This window comes from Arthrobacter sp. UM1 (genome assembly GCF_020483305.1).
GTDB lineage: Bacteria > Actinomycetota > Actinomycetes > Actinomycetales > Micrococcaceae > Falsarthrobacter.
Window position 1 is genome coordinate 152,850 of the sequence record NZ_JACWAB010000002.1, and the last position, 19,143, is coordinate 171,992.

At 71.6% G+C, this 19,143-nt stretch carries 20 protein-coding genes; 9 read left to right on the forward strand and 11 right to left on the reverse strand.

Annotated features, from left to right (window positions below; all coding sequences use genetic code 11):
- Nucleotides 1–24: 24 nt before the first annotated feature.
- The 4 genes from H9I38_RS04080 (at nt 25) to H9I38_RS04095 (ending at nt 3,370) form a co-directional block, all read left to right on the forward strand.
- On the forward strand, nt 25–786 hold the full coding sequence (locus H9I38_RS04080) for an isoprenyl transferase (RefSeq protein ID WP_226337478.1): 762 nt from the start codon (nt 25–27) through the stop codon (nt 784–786).
- Nucleotides 787–833: 47 nt separating this feature from the next.
- Nucleotides 834–2,147, forward strand: a complete 1,314-nt coding sequence (locus H9I38_RS04085; protein ID WP_413463512.1) for a PhoH family protein — start codon at nt 834–836, stop codon at nt 2,145–2,147.
- Nucleotides 2,148–2,326: 179 nt separating this feature from the next.
- Nucleotides 2,327–2,860: a prepilin peptidase gene (locus H9I38_RS04090; RefSeq protein WP_226337479.1), complete on the forward strand. Its 534-nt coding sequence runs from the start codon at nt 2,327–2,329 to the stop codon at nt 2,858–2,860.
- A gap of 9 nt (nt 2,861–2,869) precedes the next feature.
- Nucleotides 2,870–3,370 (forward strand): NUDIX hydrolase, encoded by a 501-nt coding sequence (locus H9I38_RS04095; protein ID WP_226337480.1) that lies wholly within the window; start codon nt 2,870–2,872, stop codon nt 3,368–3,370.
- 10 nt (nt 3,371–3,380) lie between these two features.
- On the opposite strand, the gene H9I38_RS04100 is transcribed toward H9I38_RS04095, so the two are convergent.
- The 4 genes from H9I38_RS04100 to H9I38_RS04115 all read right to left on the reverse strand — a co-directional run bounded on the left by H9I38_RS04100 (nt 3,381) and on the right by H9I38_RS04115 (nt 7,018).
- Entirely contained in the window at nt 3,381–4,157 is a 777-nt protein-coding gene (locus H9I38_RS04100) for a glutamine amidotransferase (protein ID WP_226337481.1), read from the reverse strand.
- Nucleotides 4,158–4,300: 143 nt separating this feature from the next.
- Nucleotides 4,301–5,734, reverse strand: a complete 1,434-nt coding sequence (locus tag H9I38_RS04105) for a class II fumarate hydratase (RefSeq protein ID WP_226337482.1) — start codon at nt 5,732–5,734, stop codon at nt 4,301–4,303.
- Nucleotides 5,735–5,753: 19 nt separating this feature from the next.
- The gene (locus tag H9I38_RS04110) at nt 5,754–6,371 is read right to left on the reverse strand and encodes a carbonic anhydrase (RefSeq protein WP_226337655.1); all 618 of its coding nucleotides are present in this window, start codon (nt 6,369–6,371) and stop codon (nt 5,754–5,756) included.
- Nucleotides 6,372–6,403: 32 nt separating this feature from the next.
- Complete coding sequence (locus H9I38_RS04115) at nt 6,404–7,018, reverse strand: DUF4245 domain-containing protein (protein ID WP_226337483.1); 615 nt, start codon at nt 7,016–7,018, stop codon at nt 6,404–6,406.
- 57 nt (nt 7,019–7,075) lie between these two features.
- Here H9I38_RS04115 and glpX point away from each other — a divergent pair, with 57 nt between their 5' ends.
- The gene (glpX, locus tag H9I38_RS04120) at nt 7,076–8,146 is read left to right on the forward strand and encodes a class II fructose-bisphosphatase (protein WP_264177380.1); all 1,071 of its coding nucleotides are present in this window, start codon (nt 7,076–7,078) and stop codon (nt 8,144–8,146) included.
- Nucleotides 8,147–8,231: 85 nt separating this feature from the next.
- On the opposite strand, the gene H9I38_RS04125 is transcribed toward glpX, so the two are convergent.
- The 5 genes from H9I38_RS04125 to H9I38_RS04145 all read right to left on the reverse strand — a co-directional run bounded on the left by H9I38_RS04125 (nt 8,232) and on the right by H9I38_RS04145 (nt 14,123).
- Nucleotides 8,232–9,248, reverse strand: a complete 1,017-nt coding sequence (locus H9I38_RS04125; RefSeq protein WP_226337485.1) for a lipid II:glycine glycyltransferase FemX — start codon at nt 9,246–9,248, stop codon at nt 8,232–8,234.
- A gap of 40 nt (nt 9,249–9,288) precedes the next feature.
- On the reverse strand, nt 9,289–10,536 hold the full coding sequence (gene manA / locus H9I38_RS04130; RefSeq protein WP_319002173.1) for a mannose-6-phosphate isomerase, class I: 1,248 nt from the start codon (nt 10,534–10,536) through the stop codon (nt 9,289–9,291).
- A gap of 29 nt (nt 10,537–10,565) precedes the next feature.
- Nucleotides 10,566–12,359, reverse strand: a complete 1,794-nt coding sequence (locus tag H9I38_RS04135; RefSeq protein WP_226337487.1) for an LCP family protein — start codon at nt 12,357–12,359, stop codon at nt 10,566–10,568.
- A 73-nt stretch (nt 12,360–12,432) separates the two neighbouring features.
- Nucleotides 12,433–12,957 carry a 5-(carboxyamino)imidazole ribonucleotide mutase gene (gene purE, locus H9I38_RS04140; RefSeq protein ID WP_226337488.1) on the reverse strand — a complete coding sequence of 175 codons (525 nt, stop codon included), beginning with the start codon at nt 12,955–12,957 and terminating at the stop codon, nt 12,433–12,435.
- Nucleotides 12,958–13,001: 44 nt separating this feature from the next.
- On the reverse strand, nt 13,002–14,123 hold the full coding sequence (locus tag H9I38_RS04145; protein ID WP_264177410.1) for a 5-(carboxyamino)imidazole ribonucleotide synthase: 1,122 nt from the start codon (nt 14,121–14,123) through the stop codon (nt 13,002–13,004).
- Between the two features lie 173 nt (nt 14,124–14,296).
- Here H9I38_RS04145 and H9I38_RS04150 point away from each other — a divergent pair, with 173 nt between their 5' ends.
- Nucleotides 14,297–14,812 carry a GtrA family protein gene (locus H9I38_RS04150; protein WP_413463513.1) on the forward strand — a complete coding sequence of 172 codons (516 nt, stop codon included), beginning with the start codon at nt 14,297–14,299 and terminating at the stop codon, nt 14,810–14,812.
- Here H9I38_RS04150 and H9I38_RS04155 read toward each other — a convergent pair.
- The gene (locus H9I38_RS04155; RefSeq protein ID WP_226337490.1) at nt 14,809–15,585 is read right to left on the reverse strand and encodes a TIGR03089 family protein; all 777 of its coding nucleotides are present in this window, start codon (nt 15,583–15,585) and stop codon (nt 14,809–14,811) included. The genes H9I38_RS04150 and H9I38_RS04155 overlap by 4 nt on opposite strands.
- Nucleotides 15,586–15,914: 329 nt before the next feature.
- Here H9I38_RS04155 and H9I38_RS10770 point away from each other — a divergent pair, with 329 nt between their 5' ends.
- A complete protein-coding gene (locus tag H9I38_RS10770; protein ID WP_264177381.1) occupies nt 15,915–16,487 on the forward strand; it encodes a WhiB family transcriptional regulator in 573 nt (190 codons plus the stop codon).
- 83 nt (nt 16,488–16,570) lie between these two features.
- Here the strand turns inward: H9I38_RS10770 and H9I38_RS04165 are convergent, their stop codons facing one another.
- Nucleotides 16,571–17,008, reverse strand: a complete 438-nt coding sequence (locus tag H9I38_RS04165) for a hypothetical protein (RefSeq protein ID WP_226337491.1) — start codon at nt 17,006–17,008, stop codon at nt 16,571–16,573.
- Between the two features lie 119 nt (nt 17,009–17,127).
- Between H9I38_RS04165 and H9I38_RS04170 the strand changes: the two genes are divergently transcribed.
- Together H9I38_RS04170 and ahcY are read left to right on the forward strand one after the other, a co-directional pair.
- Entirely contained in the window at nt 17,128–17,532 is a 405-nt protein-coding gene (locus H9I38_RS04170; protein ID WP_264177382.1) for a DUF3499 domain-containing protein, read from the forward strand.
- A gap of 80 nt (nt 17,533–17,612) precedes the next feature.
- On the forward strand, nt 17,613–19,115 hold the full coding sequence (ahcY, locus tag H9I38_RS04175) for an adenosylhomocysteinase (RefSeq protein ID WP_226337493.1): 1,503 nt from the start codon (nt 17,613–17,615) through the stop codon (nt 19,113–19,115).
- The last annotated feature ends 28 nt before the right edge of the window (nt 19,116–19,143 follow it).

A 19,143-nucleotide genomic window follows, 5' to 3' on the forward strand; every position in this document is an offset into this window, starting at 1 on the left:
ACGGACCGCTGGAAGGAGGACGCTGTGAGCGTGCGAGACGTCCTCTACCGCCTGTACTCGCGGCGGCTGCGCAACGAGGTGGCGCCGGAGGTCCTGCCGAAGCACATCGGCGTCATGGTGGACGGAAACCGCCGCTGGGCCCGTCTCGCCGGAGCGCCCACCCATGACGGGCACCAGGCCGGCGCGGACAAGATCATCGAGTTCCTCGGCTGGTGCCGCGAGCTCAAGATCACCACGGTCACGCTCTACATGCTCTCCACGGACAACCTGTCCCGCTCGAGCGAGGAGCTGAACGCGCTCATCGACATCATCGGCAACACCGTGGACCGCCTCGCGGAGACCCCCGGGGTCAAGGTGGTGCCGGTCGGGGCGCTGGAGATCCTGCCGGACCACCTCGCCGCCAAGCTGCGCACCGCGGCCGAGCACAGCGTCGAGACGCCGGACGTCCAGGTCAACGTGGCGGTGGGCTACGGCGGCCGCCGCGAGATCGTGGACGCCGTCAAGGAGATCCTCCTCGAGGCGGAGGCCGCGGGGAAGGGCCTCCGGGACGTGGCGAAAGACCTCACCGACGCCCAGGTCGGCGAGCACCTCTACACGCGCGGCCAGGCGGACCCGGACCTCGTCATCCGCACGAGCGGCGAGCAGCGGCTTTCCGGCTTCCTCATGTGGCAGTCCGCGTACTCCGAGTTCTACTTCTGCGAGGCGCTCTGGCCCGACTTCCGCCGCGTGGACTTCCTCCGCGCGCTGCGCGACTTCGCGAGCCGGCAGCGCCGCTTCGGAGCCTGAACCTTCCGTTCACGCGCCGTTCACAGCGGGCCGTTAGCGTCAACGCCGTGAAGACGTACGTGATCGACACCTCAGTCCTTCTCGCCGACCCCAAAGCGCTCGGGCGCTTTGCAGAGCACGAGGTGGTCATCCCGGTCACCGTCGTCGTCGAGCTCGAGAAGAAGCGCCACGACCCCGACATCGGCTATTTCGCCCGCCAGGCGCTCCGCACGCTCGACGAGCTGCGCCGCCGCCACGGATCCCTCGCCTCTCCGGTGCCCATCGGCGAGGACGGCGGGACGCTGAGGGTCGAGCTGAACCACATCTCCTCTGAGGTCCTGCCCGTGGGCTTCCGCTCGGGGGACAACGACGCGAGGATCCTTGCCGTCGCGAAGGCCCTCTCCGACGAGGGCGCAGACGTCACGATGGTCTCCAAGGACGTCCCCATGCGCATCAAGGCCTCGGCGATGGGCCTCGACGCGGACGAGTACCGCAACGAGCTCGCCAAGGACACGGGGTGGACGGGCGTGCAGGAGCGCTCGCTCGGCTCCGAGGCCGTGGCGGAGCTCTACGACGAGGGAAGCATCCCCCTCGAGCTCCTGTACGCAGGGGACCTCGGGAACGACGACGACGGCGCCGCGGCGCCGCCCGCCAACACGGGCCTCATCCTGTCCTCGGACCGCGGCTCGGCCCTCGGGCGCGTGGGAGCGGACGGCCGCGTGCACCTCGTCCGGGGAGACAAAGAGGCGTTTGGCGTCCGGGGCCGCTCGGCGGAGCAGCGCCTGGCGCTGGACATGCTGCTCGACCCGTCCATCGGGATCGTGTCCCTCGGGGGCCGCGCCGGCACGGGCAAGTCCGCTCTGGCGCTCTGCGCGGGCCTCGAGGCCGTCATGGAGCGGCGGGAGCACCGGAAAGTGGTCGTGTTCCGCCCGCTCTACGCGGTGGGCGGGCAGGAGCTCGGCTACCTGCCCGGCTCGGAGCAGGAGAAGATGGGCCCCTGGGCGCAGGCGGTGTTCGACACCCTGGGCGCCCTGACCTCGCGGAGCGTCATCGAGGAGGTGCTGCAGCGCGGCCTGCTCGAGGTTCTGCCGCTCACGCACATCCGCGGCCGCTCGCTGCACGACTCGTTCGTCATCGTGGACGAGGCCCAGTCGCTGGAGAAGAACGTCCTCCTCACGGTGCTCAGCCGCATCGGCCAGAACTCCAAGGTGGTGCTCACCCATGACGTGGCCCAGCGGGACAACCTGCGGGTCGGCCGCTTCGACGGCATCGCGGCCGTGGTCGAGCGCCTCAAGGGGCAGCCGCTCTTCTCCCACGTGACCCTGACCCGCAGCGAGCGCTCGCCGATCGCCGCCCTGGTCACGGACATGCTCGAGGAGTAACGGGCCGGACAGGGGCGTTCCGGCCGCGAAGGAGGCCGCGGGGAGTCGCCCGACGAGAAGTTGTCCACATCCGGGCTCCGCGCGGCACGAGGCCCGCGGACGTCCCCCTACCGTGGATCGCACACCGGCAGACAGGCCGGGTGCGGTGTCAGGGCCCAGACGGGTCCAGAGGGGGGCGGATGGATCCGTGGGACGGACTGGACATGCAGACCCTCGGCCTCGCGGGCTGGGGCGCGGTGGTGCTCCTGGTCCTGACCTGGGCGCTCGTCGGGACGCTGCTGTGGCGCGAGGACCTGCGGTCCCACCGCCTGCCGCGCCGCCCGGTCTGGATGCTGGGGGCCTCTGGCGTCTTCGGATGGGCGGTCGTCTCAACGGACTCGGGCTCGCCCTGGCCGGCGGTCTCGGCTGCGCTCGGGGGCGGGCTCTCCTGGGCGTCCGGACTGGCGCTGCGGGCGGCGGGCCGTGGCGCGCTCGGACGCGGGGACGTCCGCCTGAGCGGAGCCCTGGGGCTGGTCACAGGCGGCCTCGGCTGGGCCGTGCCGCTCGCAGGCCTCACCGCCTCCCTCCTGCTCGGCGGGGCGTGGGCGCTCGCCCTCGTCCTCACAGGACGGGCGCGCGGGGCACACCGCATCCCGTTCGGGCCCTTCCTGCTGGCCGGAGCCGCGGTGGCGGCCGTGGCCTGGGGGAGCGGGACGTCGCCCGGTGTGGCCTAGCCTGGAGACATGCCCACACCTGACTTCATCGTGCAGCTGCGCTCCAAGATCGGCCACGATCCGCTCTGGCTTCCGGGGGTGACCGGCGTGGTCTTCGACTCGGCTGCAGACCCTCAGCGCGTCCTGCTGGTCCAGCGTGCGGACAACCGCCGCTGGGCGCTGGTCACGGGGATCCTCGAGCCGGGGGAGGAGCCCGCAGCAGGCCTGCTCCGGGAGATCGAGGAGGAGACGGGGGTCAGGGCCGAGCTCGGAGCGCTCTTCGACGTCGACTGCACGGGGCCCATGACGTTCCCCAACGGGGACGTCTGCTCGTTCCTCAACATCACCTTCAAGGCCGTGGGCGTCTCCGGAGAGGCGGCGGTGGGGGACGACGAGTCGCTCGCCGTCGCCTGGCACGGTCTCGGGGATCTTCCCGAGACGCTCACGGACCGGCACCGGCGCCTCATCGAGGCGGCCCGGGCTCATTCAGGAGACGGCGCCGCGTACTCGACGCCGGGGACGGATCACTGAGAGCAGACATTCAGCCTCCGAGGGGCCGCCGGCCCGGCGCCGAGCGGAGGAAGCGCTCGCGGAAGGCCGCGAGGACCGCGCAGGCCGAGGAGACGTCCGCACGGCGGACCTCGCGCGCGATCGAGTCGAACTCGTCCGGCTCGAAGTACCCCTTGTCCCGGTACTTCTCCATCCGGTACAGGAGCCCGTCTGTGTCCAGCTCGGGATGGAACTGGGTGGCGTACATGTTCCGTCCGATGCGGAACATCTGGTGCGGGCAGGCCTCGCCGCGCGCCAGGAGCACGGCGTCGGGCGGCAGTGCGCTCATGGCCTCCTTGTGACCCACGAACGCCTCGAAGCGCTCCGGGAGCCCGGCGAGGAGCGGGTCCTCGCGGCCTTCCGCCGTGAGGGCGATCTCCACGGCGGAGGCCGGCTCGCCGTAGGTCCGGTCCACCGTTCCGCCCTCGTGGATGCCGAGCGTGCTGATGCCGTAGCAGGCGCCGAGGAAGGGGTGGTCGCGGGGCACGAGGGCATCCAGCATCCGGCCGAGCTCGAGCTCCACGGCCACCTGGAGGGGCTCCTTGGACTCCTGCGGGTCGGTCGTGGTGAAGGGACTTCCGCCCAGGATGACGCCGGAGTGCGCGTCGAGCACGGCGTCCCAGTCCAGCGTCTCCCGGCCGGCACGCTGCTCGAGCCTCATCGGGACGAGCTCCCCTGGACGGAAGCCGCCGAGCCGGGTGACGGCCTCGAGCTCGTTGGCGGCGACGTCGTCGTCGGCCCGGGTCTGGATGAGGAGGATGGGGAGCATGGGACAACAGTAGTCCCGAATCCCGTCGCGCGAGGCGAGGGCGCCGCGGGAGGGACCGGATCGCGGACCCCGAACGCGAACGGGCCCCTCGCCCGAGAAGGCGAGGGGCCCGTTCCTGCGCTGCAGAGAGCGCTGGGCGAGGCCTAGGCCTGCGGCGGGCGCGTCATGCTCATGACGTCGAGCGCCTTGTCCAGCTGCTCCTCGGTCACCTCGCCGCGCTCCACGTAGCCGAGGTCCACGACGGCCTCGCGGACCGTCATCTTGTTGGCCACGGAGTGCTTGGCGATCTTCGCGGCGGCCTCGTAGCCGATGACCTTGTTGAGCGGGGTGACGATCGAGGGGGAGGCCTCGGCGAGGAAGCGCGCGCGCTCCTCGTTGGCCGTGAGGCCGTCGATCATCTTGTCCGCCATGACCCGCGACGTGTTCGCGAGGAGGCGGATGGACTGGAGGAGGTTTGCCGCCATGACCGGGATGCCCACGTTGAGCTCGAAGGCGCCGTTCGTGGAGGAGAGGGCGATCGTCGTGTCGTTGCCGATGACCTGCGCCGAGACCATGATGGCGGCCTCGCAGATGACCGGGTTGACCTTGCCCGGCATGATCGAGGAGCCCGGCTGGAGGTCCGGGATGTGGATCTCGCCGAGGCCCGTGTTGGGGCCGGAGCCCATCCAGCGCAGGTCGTTGTTGATCTTCATGAACGAGTACGCGATGTTGCGCAGCTGGCCCGAGGCCTCGACGAGGCCGTCGCGGTTGGCCTGCGCCTCGAAGTGGTTGCGCGCCTCGGTCAGCGGCAGGCCCGTGTTCTTGGCGAGCTCCGAGATGACCTTCTGCGGGAAGCCGGCCGGGGTGTTGATGCCCGTGCCGACGGCGGTGCCGCCCTGCGGGACCTCGGCGACGCGGGGGAGAGCGGACTCGATGCGCTCGATCCCGTAGCGCACCTGCGCCTCGTAGCCGCCGAACTCCTGGCCGAGCGTCACGGGCGTGGCGTCCATGAGGTGCGTGCGGCCGGACTTGACCACGCCCTCGAACTCCTTGGCCTTGCGGCCGAGCGAGTCGGCCAGGTAGCCGAGCGCCGGGATGAGCTCGTTGACGAGCGCGCCCGTGGCGGCCACGTGGACCGAGGTGGGGAACACGTCATTGGAGGACTGAGACGCGTTGACGTGGTCGTTCGGGTGGACCTCGGTCTGGGAGCCGGCCTCCTTGAGGGCGCGGTTCGCGAGCGTGGCGATGACCTCGTTCATGTTCATGTTGCTCGAGGTGCCCGAGCCGGTCTGGAAGACGTCGATGGGGAAGTGCTCGTCGTGCTTGCCGGTGGCCACCTCCTCGGCGGCCTTGACGATCGCGTCAGCACGCTCGGCGTCGAGCACGCCCAGCTCGCGGTTGGCGATGGCCGCCGCGCGCTTGATCTCGGCGAGGGCGGCGATGTGGGCCGCCTCGAGACCCTGGCCGGAGATCGGGAAGTTCTCCACGGCGCGCTGGGTCTGCGCGCGGTACAGGGCGTTGACGGGAACCTTGACCTCGCCCATGGTGTCGTGTTCGATGCGGTACTCGGCGGCGTTGCCGTTCTGCGTGTCAGTCATGACACCTATCTTGCTCCGATCAGTCGAGGGACCCCAAACCCGACACGAGCGACGCCCGGCCCTCCTCCAGGCTGTACGTCACGGCCGCGACGCCGAGCTTTCCGGCCTCCACGGCCTCCGAGATGATCTTCGAGGACTCGACGAGGCGGGCGGCCGTCTGGATCGAATGCTCCCGCACCGTCCCGTTGACGTCCTTGACGTCCCGGCGGCGAGCCGAGATGACGCTCGGGGTGATCTTCTCCACGACGTCCCGGACGAACCCGCTCGGCATCTGCCCGGAGTGGAAGGACTCGACGGCGGCCGTCACGCCGCCGCACGAGTCATGGCCGAGGACCACGATGAGCGGGGTGCCGAGGACGTCCACCGCGTACTCGAGGGTGCCGAGCACGGCGTTGTCGAGGGCCTGCCCCGCGGTGCGGACCACGAACACGTCGCCGAGGCCGACGTCGAAGATGATCTCGGCCGCGAGGCGCGAGTCCGAGCAGCCGAAGATGACCGCGAAGGGGTTCTGCGACGAGGCCAGCCGGCTCCGGTGGAGCGCGTCCTGGTTGGGGTGGGAGGAGCTCGAGGTGACGAAGCGCTCGTTGCCCTCGGCGAGGAGGTGCCAGGCCTCCGCCGGGGAGGAGGGGCGGGGGATCGGGGCGGGGATGCTCTCCGGCACGGGGACTCCTAAGAGGTGGGCTTCGAGGTCGGGGACGGCGCGCTCTGCCCCTCGAGGCGAGGGCTGGTCTTCGCGAGGGCCTCGGCGAGGAGGGTCTTGTCCTGCTCCGAGGCCTGCCCGCTGATGATATACGTGCTGCCCTCGCGCTGGGAGACCCAGGACTGGTCCCCGCCGCCGGCGGCGTAGACGTCCCAGACCGCTCCGCCCGCCTTCTTGGTCCCGACCTTGGGGCCCTTGGCCTGCTGGGCGATCCACGTCTCGTTGGCCTTGTTCGTCTGGACGAACTGCATGTACGTCTTCGAGGGGGTGATGTAGCCGACGTTCCACGTGGTGGGCTGCCCCTGGCCGCCGTGGTCCAGGTCCGCGTGGTTCGAGGGGTACTCGTGCGGCAGCACCGGCGCGGCGGGCCGGAAGCCGGCCGAGCTGCCGGCCTGGGCGGACACCGAGGCCACGTCCACCCGGCGCTCGAACGAGTCCGCCTTCTTCTGCGGGACGAGCAGCAGCACGGGCAGGGCGAGGGCGAGGGTCACTCCGATGGCGATGAGCATGCCGACGACGGTGGAGTTGGCCCTCTGAGCCTGCTTCTTGGTGAGGACCGGGGTGACGGGGTTCTGCTCATTCACACCGTCCAGTTTCTCACGCCGAGCACGGCTGACGGGTGCGGGCGGCACCGGGCTAGGATGGCAGGGAGTAGGCCTGACAACGACGTCTCACCGAAAGGCACGCCCGTGACGACCGATCACACCCAGCTCTCGCCCGCCCTCGCCGTCGGGGACACGGAGCCTGACCGCAACCTCGCCCTCGAGCTCGTCCGCGTGACCGAGGCCGCCGCCATCGCGGCCGGCCACTGGGTGGGCAACGGAGACAAGAACGCGGCGGACGGCGCCGCCGTGGACGCGATGCGCTCGCTGCTCTCCACCGTCAACCTCAACGGCGTCGTCGTCATCGGCGAGGGGGAGAAGGACGAGGCCCCGATGCTCTACAACGGAGAGAAGGTGGGCACGGGCCACGGCGCCGAGGTGGACGTGGCGGTGGACCCCGTGGACGGCACGCGACTCACGGCCCTCGGCTACAACAACGCCCTCTCGGTCCTCGCCGTCGCCGAGCGCGGCACGATGTTCGACCCGTCCGCGGTCTTCTACATGGAGAAGCTCGTGACCGGTCCGGCGGCAGCGGACATGGTGGACCTCCGCCTGCCGGTCAAGCAGAACCTGCACCTCATCGCCAAGGCCGAGGGCAAGAAGATCAGCCAGGTCACCGTGGCCGTCCTCGAGCGGGACCGCCATACGGACCTCGTCAAGGAGATCCGCGCGGCGGGCGCCCGCACCCGCTTCCTGCTCGACGGCGACGTCGCCGGCGCCATCGCCGCGGCCCGCCCGGGGACCAACGTGGACGCCCTCATGGGCATCGGCGGCACGCCCGAGGGCATCGTGGCGGCCTGCGCCATCCGGGCGCTCGGCGGCGTGATCCAGGGCCGCCTCTGGCCGAAGGACGACGAGGAGAAGCAGAAGGCCCTCGACGCCGGGCACGACCTCAGCCGCGTCCTCTCCACGAACGACCTGGTCACGAGCGACAACTGCTTCTTCGTCGCCTCCGGCGTCACGGACGGCGACCTCCTCCGCGGAGTCCGCTACACGAAGGACCGCGTCCTCACGCAGTCGGTGGTCATGCGCTCCAAGTCCGGCACGATCCGCTGGGTGGACGGCGAGCACCGGAACCACAAGTGGGAGTCCTACGCGCGCCTCAGCTGACGTCCGTCAGAGCTGAGGCGCGCCCGGGCCGGCGCCCGTCTCGCTGGCAACCGGCTCGCCGGCGCCCGCCGGGCTGGCGCGGGCGTCAGCGGCGGGCCCTCAGGTCCTTCGCCGCTGAGAGGCCCTTCTGTGCGGCGCCCCGGGCCACCGGGAGCGCCTTGCGCAGGAGCGGCAGCACGGTGCTCCGGGCACCCCGCACGGCCCGGTAGGCCGTGTAGCGGCGGTCCACGGCGAGGTCCCAGGTGCCGGGGTAGTGCACCTCGGACCCGCCGAAGGACCGCTTGAAGCGCGTGAATCCGGCCCAGGCGTGGTCCGGGGAGTCCGTGGGCGCGATGCCCCACAGGTCCACCGCCTTCTGGCCGCGGGCCCGGGCGTCCTTGACGAGCTCGACGACGAGCGCCACGCCCGGCGAGAGCTTCCGGTGCTCGTCCGAGGCCGCCGCATGGGCGTACACGCGGGTCTCCGGCGTGTCGTACGTGAGCGCCGCCGCGATCACCTCGCCCTCGAGCTCCGCGAGATACAGCGTGGCCGCGTCCCGGGGCATGAGGGTCTGCGCCGCTGTCGTGAGGTAGCCGTGCGTGTGCGCGGTGAACTCGCCGCGCGCCGCCGTCTTCTCGAGCAGCCGGGTCAGGTGCGCGATGTCCTCGGGGTCCCGGCTGGTCCGCACGGAGACGCCCTTCTTGTGGATGTTGCGCGCGATGTTCCGGTTGGAGGAGCGCATGTCCGCGAGGACCGCCTTCTCCTCGCGGGTGACGTCGATGACGAGCGTGTCCTTCGGCTGCACGTCGTGCGGAGCCCGCACGAGGCCGAGCTCTCCCAGAACCCCGGACGGCACGCGTCCGAGCGGCGTGGAGACGGGCTCCACGCGGACGTAGCTGAGCCCCCGCGACCGGGCCTCGGCGGCAAGCGCCTCAATCGCCCGGCCGAGGGCCTCCGCGTCCTCGGCGCTCGGGCCGTACGGCGCGTAGAGCGAGTTCCCGAGCGGGCTCGTCTCCACAATGGCGACGGCGCGGTACCCCTCGCCGCTCAGCTCGACGACGTCTTTGCCGAGCGCCCTCTGGAACTCGGCCCACGGCTCGGACTGAAGGATGGACTCTCGCATGGCTCTCCTGGCTTGCGGACGGGGAAGGCGACCGGGGCGGTCAGGGCCGGTCCCGCGCCGCGGCGCGGGCGCCGGTCACCACGAAGACCACGCTACCCGCCGTCGCGGCGATCGCGGGAGCACTCTCCGAGGCCTCGAGGAACGCGCTCTGCCCGCGGGAGAGCCGGGCCCCGGCGACGGTCGCGCTGCCCTCGGTCACGATGACGACGGCGGCGCCCTCCGTGCGCGCGGGGGCCGAGCCGTCCACGGCGAACGCGATCCGCTCCACGGAGAACTCGTCGAAGGGAGGAAGGAAGAGCTCGCGCGTTCCGGCGGCGAACTCCTCCGCCTCCGGCACGCATCGGGGGACGGGCAGGGGCTCGAACCGCACGGTCGTCGAGAGCTCGTCGAGGTCAACGTGCTTCGGCGTGAGCCCGCCGCGGAGCACGTTGTCGCTGGCGGCCATGACCTCGACGCCGAACCCCTTGAGGTAGGCGTGGAGGTTGCCCGCCGGCAGGTACAGGGCCTCGCCGGGCTCGAGCGTCACCCGGTTGGCGAGGAGGGCCACGAGCGCCCCGGGGTCTCCCGGGTACTCCTCGGCGAGGAGGAGGAAGGTCGCGGCCTCGTCCCGCCAGGCGGCGACGGGACCCTCCCCGAGCTCGGCGCGGGAGAGCGCCGCGGCGACGTCTCCGACGGCCTCGGACGAGTCATTCCCCGTCAGGGCCCGGGTGAAGGCGGCGCGGAGGGCGGCCCCGGCGTCGTCGTTCCCCAGATCCCGCTCGAGGTCCGCGAGCACGCGCGCGCCGGCCGAGCCCTCTGGCAGGACGCCCCGGACCGCGGAGAGGAGGCGGGCCGTCTCCGCGGGGTCCCGGAAGCCCGAGAGAGCCTCGAACCTCGTGAGGGCCACGACCATCTCCGGCTTGTGGTTGCGGTCCTTGTAGTTCCGGTGTGGGGCGTCGAGGGGGACGCCGGCAGCCTCTTCGGCGCTGAACCCGGCCTCGGCCTGTTCGATGCTCGGGTGCACCTGGAGCGAGAGCGGGTGGTCCGCCGCGAGGAGCTTGGCCAGGAAGGGAAGGGCTCCGAATCGCTGAGCCGTCGGCGCGCCCAGGACGCGCTCCGGATCGCGGGCGATGAGCTCGTCGAGGGGGATGCGCTCGCCCTCGTGCTCGACGACGGACGGCGCCGCCGGGTGGGCGCCGATCCACATCTCCGCCTGCGGGCGCCCGTCCGGCTCGGTCCCGGTGAGCTCCGGGATGGCCGTCGGCGAGCCCCACGCGTAGTCGCGGACGGAGTTGTGCAAGAGCTTCACAGTGTTCTCCTCGGTCACAGTCGTCCTTGTCACGAGGCCGGGCTGCAGTTGCCGTTGTCGCTGGTGATCTGGCCGAGCGTCGAGTCGTCCTGCTTCTTCGCCAGCTCGGTCAGGTACTCCGGCGTGATCTTCGTGCCGTCCGGAGCGGTGTCCTTCATGGGGACCCGGACCGTCTGGGGAACGGTCTGCGCGTTCGCCAGCGGGGCCGGCAGGATCGCGGCCGGAGCCACGGCGGACGGGTGGCCGGAGGAGGCCTTCGAGCCCTCGTCCAGCACCTGCTGCACGCGCTGGTGGACCTGGTCGAAGTCCGGGTAGGTGGAGAACATCTGCGGGAAGTCCGGCTCGCCGATGGTCAGCTTGCGCTGCTCGTGGCCCCGGGAGCGCAGGCCGGCGTCGATGAAGTAGCCGATCTGGTTCCTGTCGATGTTGGACTCGGCCAGCTTGTTGCCCGCCTTGGCGATGGCGCCGAAGTGGGTGGCGAGCTTGAGCGGGGACAGCGAGGCGACCATCGAGGACTGGACGCACTGCTGCCGCTTGATGCGGTTGTAGTCGCTCGTGAACTCGCGGGAGCGGGCGAACCACTCGGCGTGGTACCCGTCCAGCTTGAGCCGGCCCGGGGGCATCCACTCGCTCGGCGGGTAGTGCCGCACCGGGTCGCTGCCCGGGATCTCGCCGCTCGTCACCGGGACCCAGCCGCCGGAGTTGACGGAGACGCCGCCGAGGGCGTCCACCATGTCGCTGAAGCCGCCCATGTCGATGAGGAAGTAGCTGTTGACCTTGATGCCGAGCACGCCGCTCGCCGCGTCCATCATCGCGGACGCCCCCGGATCCGGGGAACCCGGGTACAGGTCCTTGTAGTTCTGGTTGACCTGCCCGTAGAGGGTGTTGATGATGCACTCGTCGCCGCAGCTGTAGCCGTTCGGGAAGACCTTCTTGAGCGGGGAGTCGTCCGGAATCCGGGCGTTCTGCAGGTTGCGGGGGATGCCGAAGGAGACGGTGTCGCCCGTCTTCGCGTCGATGCTGAGCACCGAGATGCTGTCCGGGCGGCGGCCCGTGCGGTCGCTGCCCGCGTCGCCGCCGAGCAGCAGGATGTTGTAGCGGCCGTTGACCGGCTGGACGTCGGTGCCCTTGGCGAACATCTCGGAGAAGGACTTCTGCGCCGTGTTGAGCGAGTAGGCGCCCGCGAAGAGCAGCCCCGAGGTGAAGACCATGAGCGTGAGGCAGGCGACGACGACGGTCAGCCCGCGCCCCATCCCGAGGTTGCCCGGGCGCGCCGCCCGGAGGGTGAGCAGGTAGAGAAGCGCCCACCCGATGCCGAGCACGACGAGCACTGTGCAGATGACCGGCGCCACCGCGGGCAGGAGAAGGAAGTTGACGACCGCCCCGCGGAAGGCGATGAGGCCGAGCAGGGTGAGGGCCAGGAGGATCCAGCAGCTGACGGTGACGAGCACCGCGAGCCGCCCGATCGGCTTGGGGCCCGCGCTCACCTGGGCGCGGCCCGGGATGAGCGTGGTGAGTCCCAGCAGGGTGAGGGCGCGGCGGAGAGTGCGCGGAGGCCGGCCCCCTCCGTCCCGCCCGCCGAATCCGGGCGCGGCCGCGTGAGAGGCGGACTCGGGCCGGTACCGCGGCGGCTCGGGCACGGGCCCGCCCGGGCCTGAGAGATGCGGTTCCGAGCGCGGCGGGGCCGAGGCGGACGGCGCGTCGTCGTCGAAGGCTCGGCGGCGGGCCGAGATCGGCTCCTCGCCCGGGGCGGGAGAGGAGCCCTCGCGGCGGTCGCCGAGGGAGCGGCGGGCGCTGACGCCCTCGTCGGGGGTCTCGTTCATGCGGGAGGTGCTTCCGGTCGGAGACGGTCGTGCAGGTGCGGGGATCGGCGCGGGGAGCGCGGAGCGGGGCGGCTCAGGAGCCGGCGCCGCGGGTCTTGGCCTTGAGGGCCTCGCCCTTCTCGATGGCGGTCTGGCGGAGGGAGGCGGAGAAGTCCACGAGCTGCCCGCGGAGGCGCTCGGCCTGCTCGTCAGACCCGGAGGCGAGCATGCGGGCGGCCAGCAGGCCCGCGTTGCGCGCGCCGCCGATGGACACCGTGGCCACGGGGACGCCCGCGGGCATCTGGACGATGGAGAGGAGCGAGTCCATCCCGTCCAGGGTCTTGAGGGGGACGGGAACGCCGATGACGGGCAGAGGGGTCATCGAGGCCACCATGCCCGGAAGGTGCGCGGCGCCGCCGGCGCCCGCGATGACCACCCGGATGCCGCGCGTGTGGGCGCTGCGGGCGAACTCGACCATGTCCTCCGGCATGCGGTGGGCCGAGACCACGGCCGCCTCGTACGGGATGCCGAACTCCTCGAGCGCGACGGCGGCCTGCTCCATGACGGACCAGTCCGAGTCCGATCCCATGATCACGCTGACAACGGGCTGCTCGCTCATGGCTGTCCTGTTCTCTCCTCGGGGTTCGGGGTGCGGCTGCGGTCTCACGCGGAGGGCCCGTCCGGGGACCCGTGGGCGAGGATGTCCGCCGTCTCGCGCGCGATGCGGCGCAGCTCCTCGACCTCGTCGGGGCCGCCGAGGGCGTTGACGTGGCCGATCTTGCGGCCCGGGCGGACCGACTTCCCGTAATGATGCACCTTGACCTTGGGCGCATGCTGGAGCGCCGCCGCGAGCTGGCTGTACGTGTCCTCCACGGCGCCGCCCAGGTAGTTCTTCATGACGGCGGCGCCGACGATCCGCTCGGGCGAGCCGAGCGGGAGGTCCGCCACGGCGCGGACGTGCTGCTCGAACTGGCCCGTGCGCGCCCCGTCCATGCTCCAGTGGCCCGTGTTGTGCGGGCGCATCGCGAGCTCGTTGATGACGAATCCCTCGCCGCGCCCGGGCGTCTCGAAGAGCTCCACGGCGAGGACTCCCGTCACGCCGAGGCTCTCGGCCAGGGTCATGGCGGCCTCCTGCGCCCGGCGGGCCGTCTCGGGATCGAGGCCCTGGGCGGGGACGATCACCTCGTCGCACACCCCGTCCACCTGGATCGTGTGGGCCACGTCCCACGCCTGCGTCTCGCCGCTCGGGCGGCGCGCCACGAGGGCGGAGAGCTCCCGGGCGAAGTCCACGCCCTCCTCGACGAGCAGCTCCGGGAAGGAGCCGAACCATGCGGCGGCGCCCTCGGCGTCCTCCGGCGTGCGGACGAAGAGCACGCCCTTGCCGTCGTATCCGCCCCGGGGGGTCTTCACGACGGCGGGCCAGCCGTGCTCCTCGCCGAAGGCCCGGATCTCCTCGACGGAGCGGACGGCGGCCCACGCGGGGTTGGGGAGGCCGAGCTCCTCGGCCTTGCGGCGCATCTCGAGCTTGTCCTGCGCGTAGAGCAGTGCGGAGGGCGGCGGCTGGACGGAGACGCCCTCGGCCTGGAGGGCGCGCAGGTGCTCGGACGGCACGTGCTCGTGGTCGAAGGTCACCACGTCCACCCGGGCCGCGAACCGCCTCAGCGTGTCGAGGTCCGTGTAGTCGCCCACATCCGCGAAGGCGGAGGCGTGCGCCGCGGAGGTCTCGGGGGACTCCGCGAGAATGTGCAGCTCGAGGCCCAGCTCCTGCGCCGGGCCCGCCATCATGCGGGCGAGCTGGCCGCCGCCGACGACGCCCACCCGAGGTGCTCGGTTCTTCTTTTCAGCGCTCACCCAGACAGCCTATCGGGGAAGGAGGGGGCGAGCCGATAGACTCGAGGGTCCGACGGTCGGCGGGCACCCCCGCAGCACGGCCTCACGATCAACCGAGAGACCTCCGCGTGAACACACTCTTCGAGAAGCTCCGGTCCCTCGTCGCCCTCATGTGGCGCGAGGTGGCCAAGTTCGGCGTGGTCGGAGGCGTCGCGTTCGTCATCGACGTCGGACTCACCTTCGTCCTCGTCCACACGATCATGGACGGCTCGGACGCGTGGGCTCGCGTCGTCGGCGCCTCGGTGGCCACGGTCTTCGCCTGGGTGGCCAACCGCCTCTGGACCTTCCGGCACCGCCGTGCCGAGAACAAGTGGTCCGAGTTCGTGAAGTTCCTCGTCATCAACCTCTTCGGCATGGGCATCGCCGCAGGCTTCACGTGGGTGGCCAAGTACGGCTTCCACGTGGGCAACAAGAACGTGCTGTGGATGTGGGGCAACGTGGGCATCATCGTGGCCACGGTGGTGCGCTTCTTCGCCTACCGCTTCTGGGTCTTCAACAAGGAGCTGGACGCGGAGCCGGGCTTCGACCACGACCACGAGATCTTCGAGCCCGAGCCCGCCTCCCACAGCACTCCGGTCCGCTAGGCGGGCGCTCCGAGCTCCCGCACCTCGCCCTGGTGGGCCCCGGCGATCCTCTCCAGGTCCGCGGCGGGGTCAGAGACGAGCACCGCGGGCGTGCCTCCCGCGAGTCCCGCGAGCAGCCCGGTCAGGTGCCCGAGCGGCATCTGCTCTGCGGTCTCCACCGCCGGAACCCGGACGACGACGGCGCGGCCGTCCCCGGCCCACATCCCCGCTTCCGGCAGGGGCTCGCCGTTCACGGGCTCTGACGGGTTGAACCAGTCGCCGAAGCCGGGCAGCGCCGCCCCGAGGTCCACCGCGGTGGCGGGGACGCCGCCGGAGGGGAAGACCTCCTCCAGGCTCTCGCCGCCGGGGCCGTCGTAGGCGCGGGCCAGGTCGGAGACGGGGAGCGCGAGCGTCCAGGCGAACCGGTCCCCTCGCTCGGCGTGGGCGCGCAGCGCGTCAGGGGTTTCCGAGAGGAGGTGGACGCTCCCGTCCGCGGACTCGGAGCCCAGCGGGAGCCCGGCGGCCCAGGCCCCGAGCACGAAGGCCGGCCCTCTCCAGCCCCACAGGACGCGGGCCTCGAGGACATCCTCCGGGGCGGGCTCGAGCTCCTCGACCACGAGGTTCGCGGCCTTCTCCGCCCAGTTGGCGAGGACGGTGCCGGAGAGCTCCACCCGGCGGCCGCCAGACCGGTAGACGGTGAGCGCCGGGCGGGGCCCGAACGCCTCGGCGACGGCGGCTGCGGCCCGGTCTGTGGTGACGCTGCGGGGCGTGCGGGGTGCGGCGGCGAGCTCCATGTCTCCTCCACGGTGGATCGGGGTTGAGTTCAGCGCTTAATTTACCGTCGCCGCCAGCTTGACGAAGCCGGACTTACACGCGTGTAATTAGACACGAGCGGCATTCCCACGCGGCAGCCGCTCGCCACGTCAGACAGACAACCGCAAGCTTGAGCTGGCAGCTCGGCAGGGTGATCGAAGAGCGCAAGGGGCCTTTCGAAAGCACTTCATCCTCGCCGGGCGGCACGCCTTCAGTCCATCATCCCGGACAGGCAGGCGGCCAGCCCGTGAAGGTCCCCGACGCGCTGTGCAGCAGCGCCTTTCACGTGTCACCACCGGGAGGAATCCGCATGGGGTACGCACAGCACGCCGACACCGAGGACAGCGCACTCGAGTCACTCGAGACCGCTGCCCGGACTGAGGTGCCGAACGACTGGTTCGTGGACCCCGCCGCCCAGGGCTCCCGCCAGGCCTCGCTGGACGAGGCCGCCACCGCCTTCCTCGCAGCCCATGAGGCCGGGCTGCTCACCGACTCGGCACCGCGCCTGCTCAGCGAGGGGTTCGCAGACCGCGAGGACCTCTCCTCCTCCGCTTCGCGCCTCACGCCCGTCTCCGAGCCGGCCGAGCCCGCCGCTGCGGAGGAGGACGAGGGCGCCAAGAGCCTCTGGGAGGCCATGGCGCCGTTCGCAGACGAGGAAGCCGGCGCCCTCGCGTGGCAGGCCGAGGCCCTCTGCGCGCAGACCGACCCGGAGGCCTTCTTCCCGGAGAAGGGCGGGTCCACGCGAGACGCCAAGCGGGTGTGCGCCGCGTGCGCCGTCCGGGACGAGTGCCTTGAGTACGCGCTGGAGAACGACGAGCGCTTCGGCATCTGGGGCGGTCTCTCCGAGCGGGAGCGCCGCCGGGTCCGCCGCGAAGGCCGCTGACCCTGCACTGACCCTGCACTGAACGCAGCCGCCTGGATCCGCCTGGCGGAGCGCATCGAACCGGCCCCCGGCCGGGCCCGGCCTCAGCGAGGCAGCCCGAACCGGGGGTCGATCTGCTCCGGGGCCTCGCCCCAGAGGGCGGAGAGCTCGTAGGCGAGACGGTCCGCCACCACGTCCTTGAGGGGGCGCCGTGCCCTGCGCGCCTCCATGATGAGCGGCCACCGGTAGAGGAGCACGCGGCCTCGGGCGGGATCGGCCGTGCCGAGCAGGGGAGCGGCGTCCTCCGGGCTCGGCTGGTGCTCGTCTGCGACGGGCGCGTTGAGGGAGAGCACCTCGACGCTGTCGAGGCGCTCCACGACGTCCGCCGGCAGCGCGCCCATGGCCCGGCCCACCATCTGCGAGAACGGCTCCATCGGGTGGCGGCGCAGCCGCAGCTGCGGAGGGAGCATCCGGCCCTTGGCCCCGCGCCCGTGCCGGTTGCGGCGCCGCACCGGGCGGTTCGAGGCGGGGTCGGAGGTCATGTCCTCCAGCCTATCGCCGCATCCCTCCCGCCTTTCGGCCCGCCTGCCCTTGTGCACCCGGATCGTCCGGATCACGGCCCCAAAACCGGATGATCCGGGTGCAGAAGCGGTAGCCTTCAATGGTGATCGCTTACCGCCACTGCTCCAAGATCGGGTGCTCTCAGCCGGCCGTCTCGACGCTGACGTACAGCCACGCAGACCAGACCGCCGTCCTCGGACCCCTCTCCCTCCAGGCGGAGCCTCACACCTACGACCTCTGCCTCACGCACGCGGACCGGCTCACGCCTCCGCGCGGGTGGGAGATCGTCCGGCTCGAGCTCCCGGACCCCGCGGTGGACCCGGACGGCCTGAGCGCCGTCGTCGACGCGCTGGCCCCCGAAGAGGAGGAAGAGCTCCCCGAGCCGGCCGTGCGGCAGCGCACCTGGCGCAGCCCGCTCGCCCGCCCGACGCCGGAGAGGGACACGGCGACGGACGACAACGTCCGCCCCTTCCGCAGGGGCCCGTCCTCGGACCGCCTCTCCTGACCCAGCCCGTCGGCCTGCCGCACTCGGCCCGGACGCCGACGCCCAGCCCCGCACGCCGCACCCCACCGGAAGGACCCACCATGCTCTCCCCGCAGGACTACAAGGTCGCCGACCTCAGCCTCGCCGAGGCCGGACGGCACCAGATCCGGCTCGCCGAGCACGAGATGCCCGGCCTCATGGCCCTCCGGGAGGAGTACGGCGAGCAGAAGCCGCTCAAGGGGGCGCGCATCGCCGGCTCGCTCCACATGACCGTGCAGACCGCCGTCCTCATCGAGACCCTCGTGGAGCTCGGCGCCGAGGTGCGCTGGGCCAGCTGCAACATCTTCTCCACGCAGGACGAGGCGGCGGCCGCCGTCGTCGTCGGCGGGGGCACCCCGGAGCGCCCGGAGGGCGTGCCGGTGTTCGCCTGGAAGAACGAGACCCTGCCCGAGTACTGGTGGGCCACCCGGCAGATCCTCACCTGGCCGGGCGCGGACGAGAACCCGGACCTCGGGCCGAACCTCATTCTCGACGACGGCGGAGACGCCACCCTGCTCGTCCACAAGGGCGTCGAGTTCGAGGCCGCCGGGGGAGTGCCGGAGAACCCCTCGGAGGAGGACGCGGACTACACGTACGAGTACACGGTCATCCTCGACGCGCTGCGCGAGAGCCTCGCGGAGAATCCCCGCCGCTTCACCGAGCTGGCCTCCCGCATCCAGGGCGTCACGGAGGAGACGACGACGGGCGTGCACCGCCTCTACCAGCTCGCCGAGGCCGGGCAGCTCCTCTTCCCCGCGATCAACGTGAACGACTCTGTCACGAAGTCCAAGTTCGACAACAAGTACGGCATCCGCCACTCCCTGCCGGACGGCATCAACCGGGCCACGGACGTGCTCATCGGCGGCAAGGTGGCCTTCGTGGCGGGCTACGGCGACGTCGGCAAGGGCGCCGCGGAGGCCCTGCGCGGGCAGGGCGCGCGCGTCATCGTGTCCGAGGTGGACCCGATCTGCGCGCTCCAGGCGGCGATGGACGGGTACCAGGTGGCGCGGCTCGAGGACGTCGTGGACCAGGCGGACATCTTCATCACGACGACGGGCAACAAGGGCGTCATCACCGCCGAGCACATGCAGGCCATGAAGGACAAGGCCATCGTTGGCAACGTGGGGCACTTCGACAACGAGATCGACATCGCCGGCCTCGCCAAGGTGCCGGGCATCCGCAGGGTCGAGATCAAGCCGCAGGTCCACGAGTGGATCCTGGACGAGGGCACGGACCGCCAGCGCAGCATCATCCTGCTCTCGGAGGGCCGCCTGCTCAACCTCGGCAACGCCACCGGACACCCGTCCTTCGTCATGTCCAACTCGTTCGCCAACCAGACGATCGCCCAGATGGAGCTGTTCACGAAGCACGGCGCCGTCACGGCGGACGGGACGCCGGAGTACGAGAACAAGGTCTACGTCCTGCCGAAGGCGCTGGACGAGAAGGTGGCGCGCTTGCACCTCGGCGCCCTCGGGGTTCGGCTGACCGAGCTGACCAAGGAGCAGGCCGAGTACATCGGCGTGGACGTGGCGGGCCCGTACAAGCCCGAGCACTACCGGTACTGACGCCGGCCCGGGGGAGTCCGCCGGCGGA

Coding starts and splice junctions, on each gene's coding strand:
- H9I38_RS04125 (WP_226337485.1), bottom strand. CDS start 9,248: ATGCGAGAGTCCATCCTTCAGTCCGAGCCGTGGGCCGAGTTCCAGAGG.
- purE (WP_226337488.1), bottom strand. CDS start 12,957: ATGAGCGAGCAGCCCGTTGTCAGCGTGATCATGGGATCGGACTCGGAC.
- glpX (WP_264177380.1), top strand. CDS start 7,076: ATGGCAGGGAGTAGGCCTGACAACGACGTCTCACCGAAAGGCACGCCC.
- H9I38_RS04135 (WP_226337487.1), bottom strand. CDS start 12,359: ATGAACGAGACCCCCGACGAGGGCGTCAGCGCCCGCCGCTCCCTCGGC.
- H9I38_RS04155 (WP_226337490.1), bottom strand. CDS start 15,585: ATGGAGCTCGCCGCCGCACCCCGCACGCCCCGCAGCGTCACCACAGAC.
- H9I38_RS04170 (WP_264177382.1), top strand. CDS start 17,128: ATGGTGATCGCTTACCGCCACTGCTCCAAGATCGGGTGCTCTCAGCCG.
- H9I38_RS10770 (WP_264177381.1), top strand. CDS start 15,915: ATGGGGTACGCACAGCACGCCGACACCGAGGACAGCGCACTCGAGTCA.
- H9I38_RS04095 (WP_226337480.1), top strand. CDS start 2,870: ATGCCCACACCTGACTTCATCGTGCAGCTGCGCTCCAAGATCGGCCAC.
- H9I38_RS04100 (WP_226337481.1), bottom strand. CDS start 4,157: ATGCTCCCCATCCTCCTCATCCAGACCCGGGCCGACGACGACGTCGCC.
- H9I38_RS04090 (WP_226337479.1), top strand. CDS start 2,327: ATGGATCCGTGGGACGGACTGGACATGCAGACCCTCGGCCTCGCGGGC.
- H9I38_RS04165 (WP_226337491.1), bottom strand. CDS start 17,008: ATGACCTCCGACCCCGCCTCGAACCGCCCGGTGCGGCGCCGCAACCGG.
- ahcY (WP_226337493.1), top strand. CDS start 17,613: ATGCTCTCCCCGCAGGACTACAAGGTCGCCGACCTCAGCCTCGCCGAG.
- H9I38_RS04145 (WP_264177410.1), bottom strand. CDS start 14,123: ATGATGGCGGGCCCGGCGCAGGAGCTGGGCCTCGAGCTGCACATTCTC.
- H9I38_RS04105 (WP_226337482.1), bottom strand. CDS start 5,734: ATGACTGACACGCAGAACGGCAACGCCGCCGAGTACCGCATCGAACAC.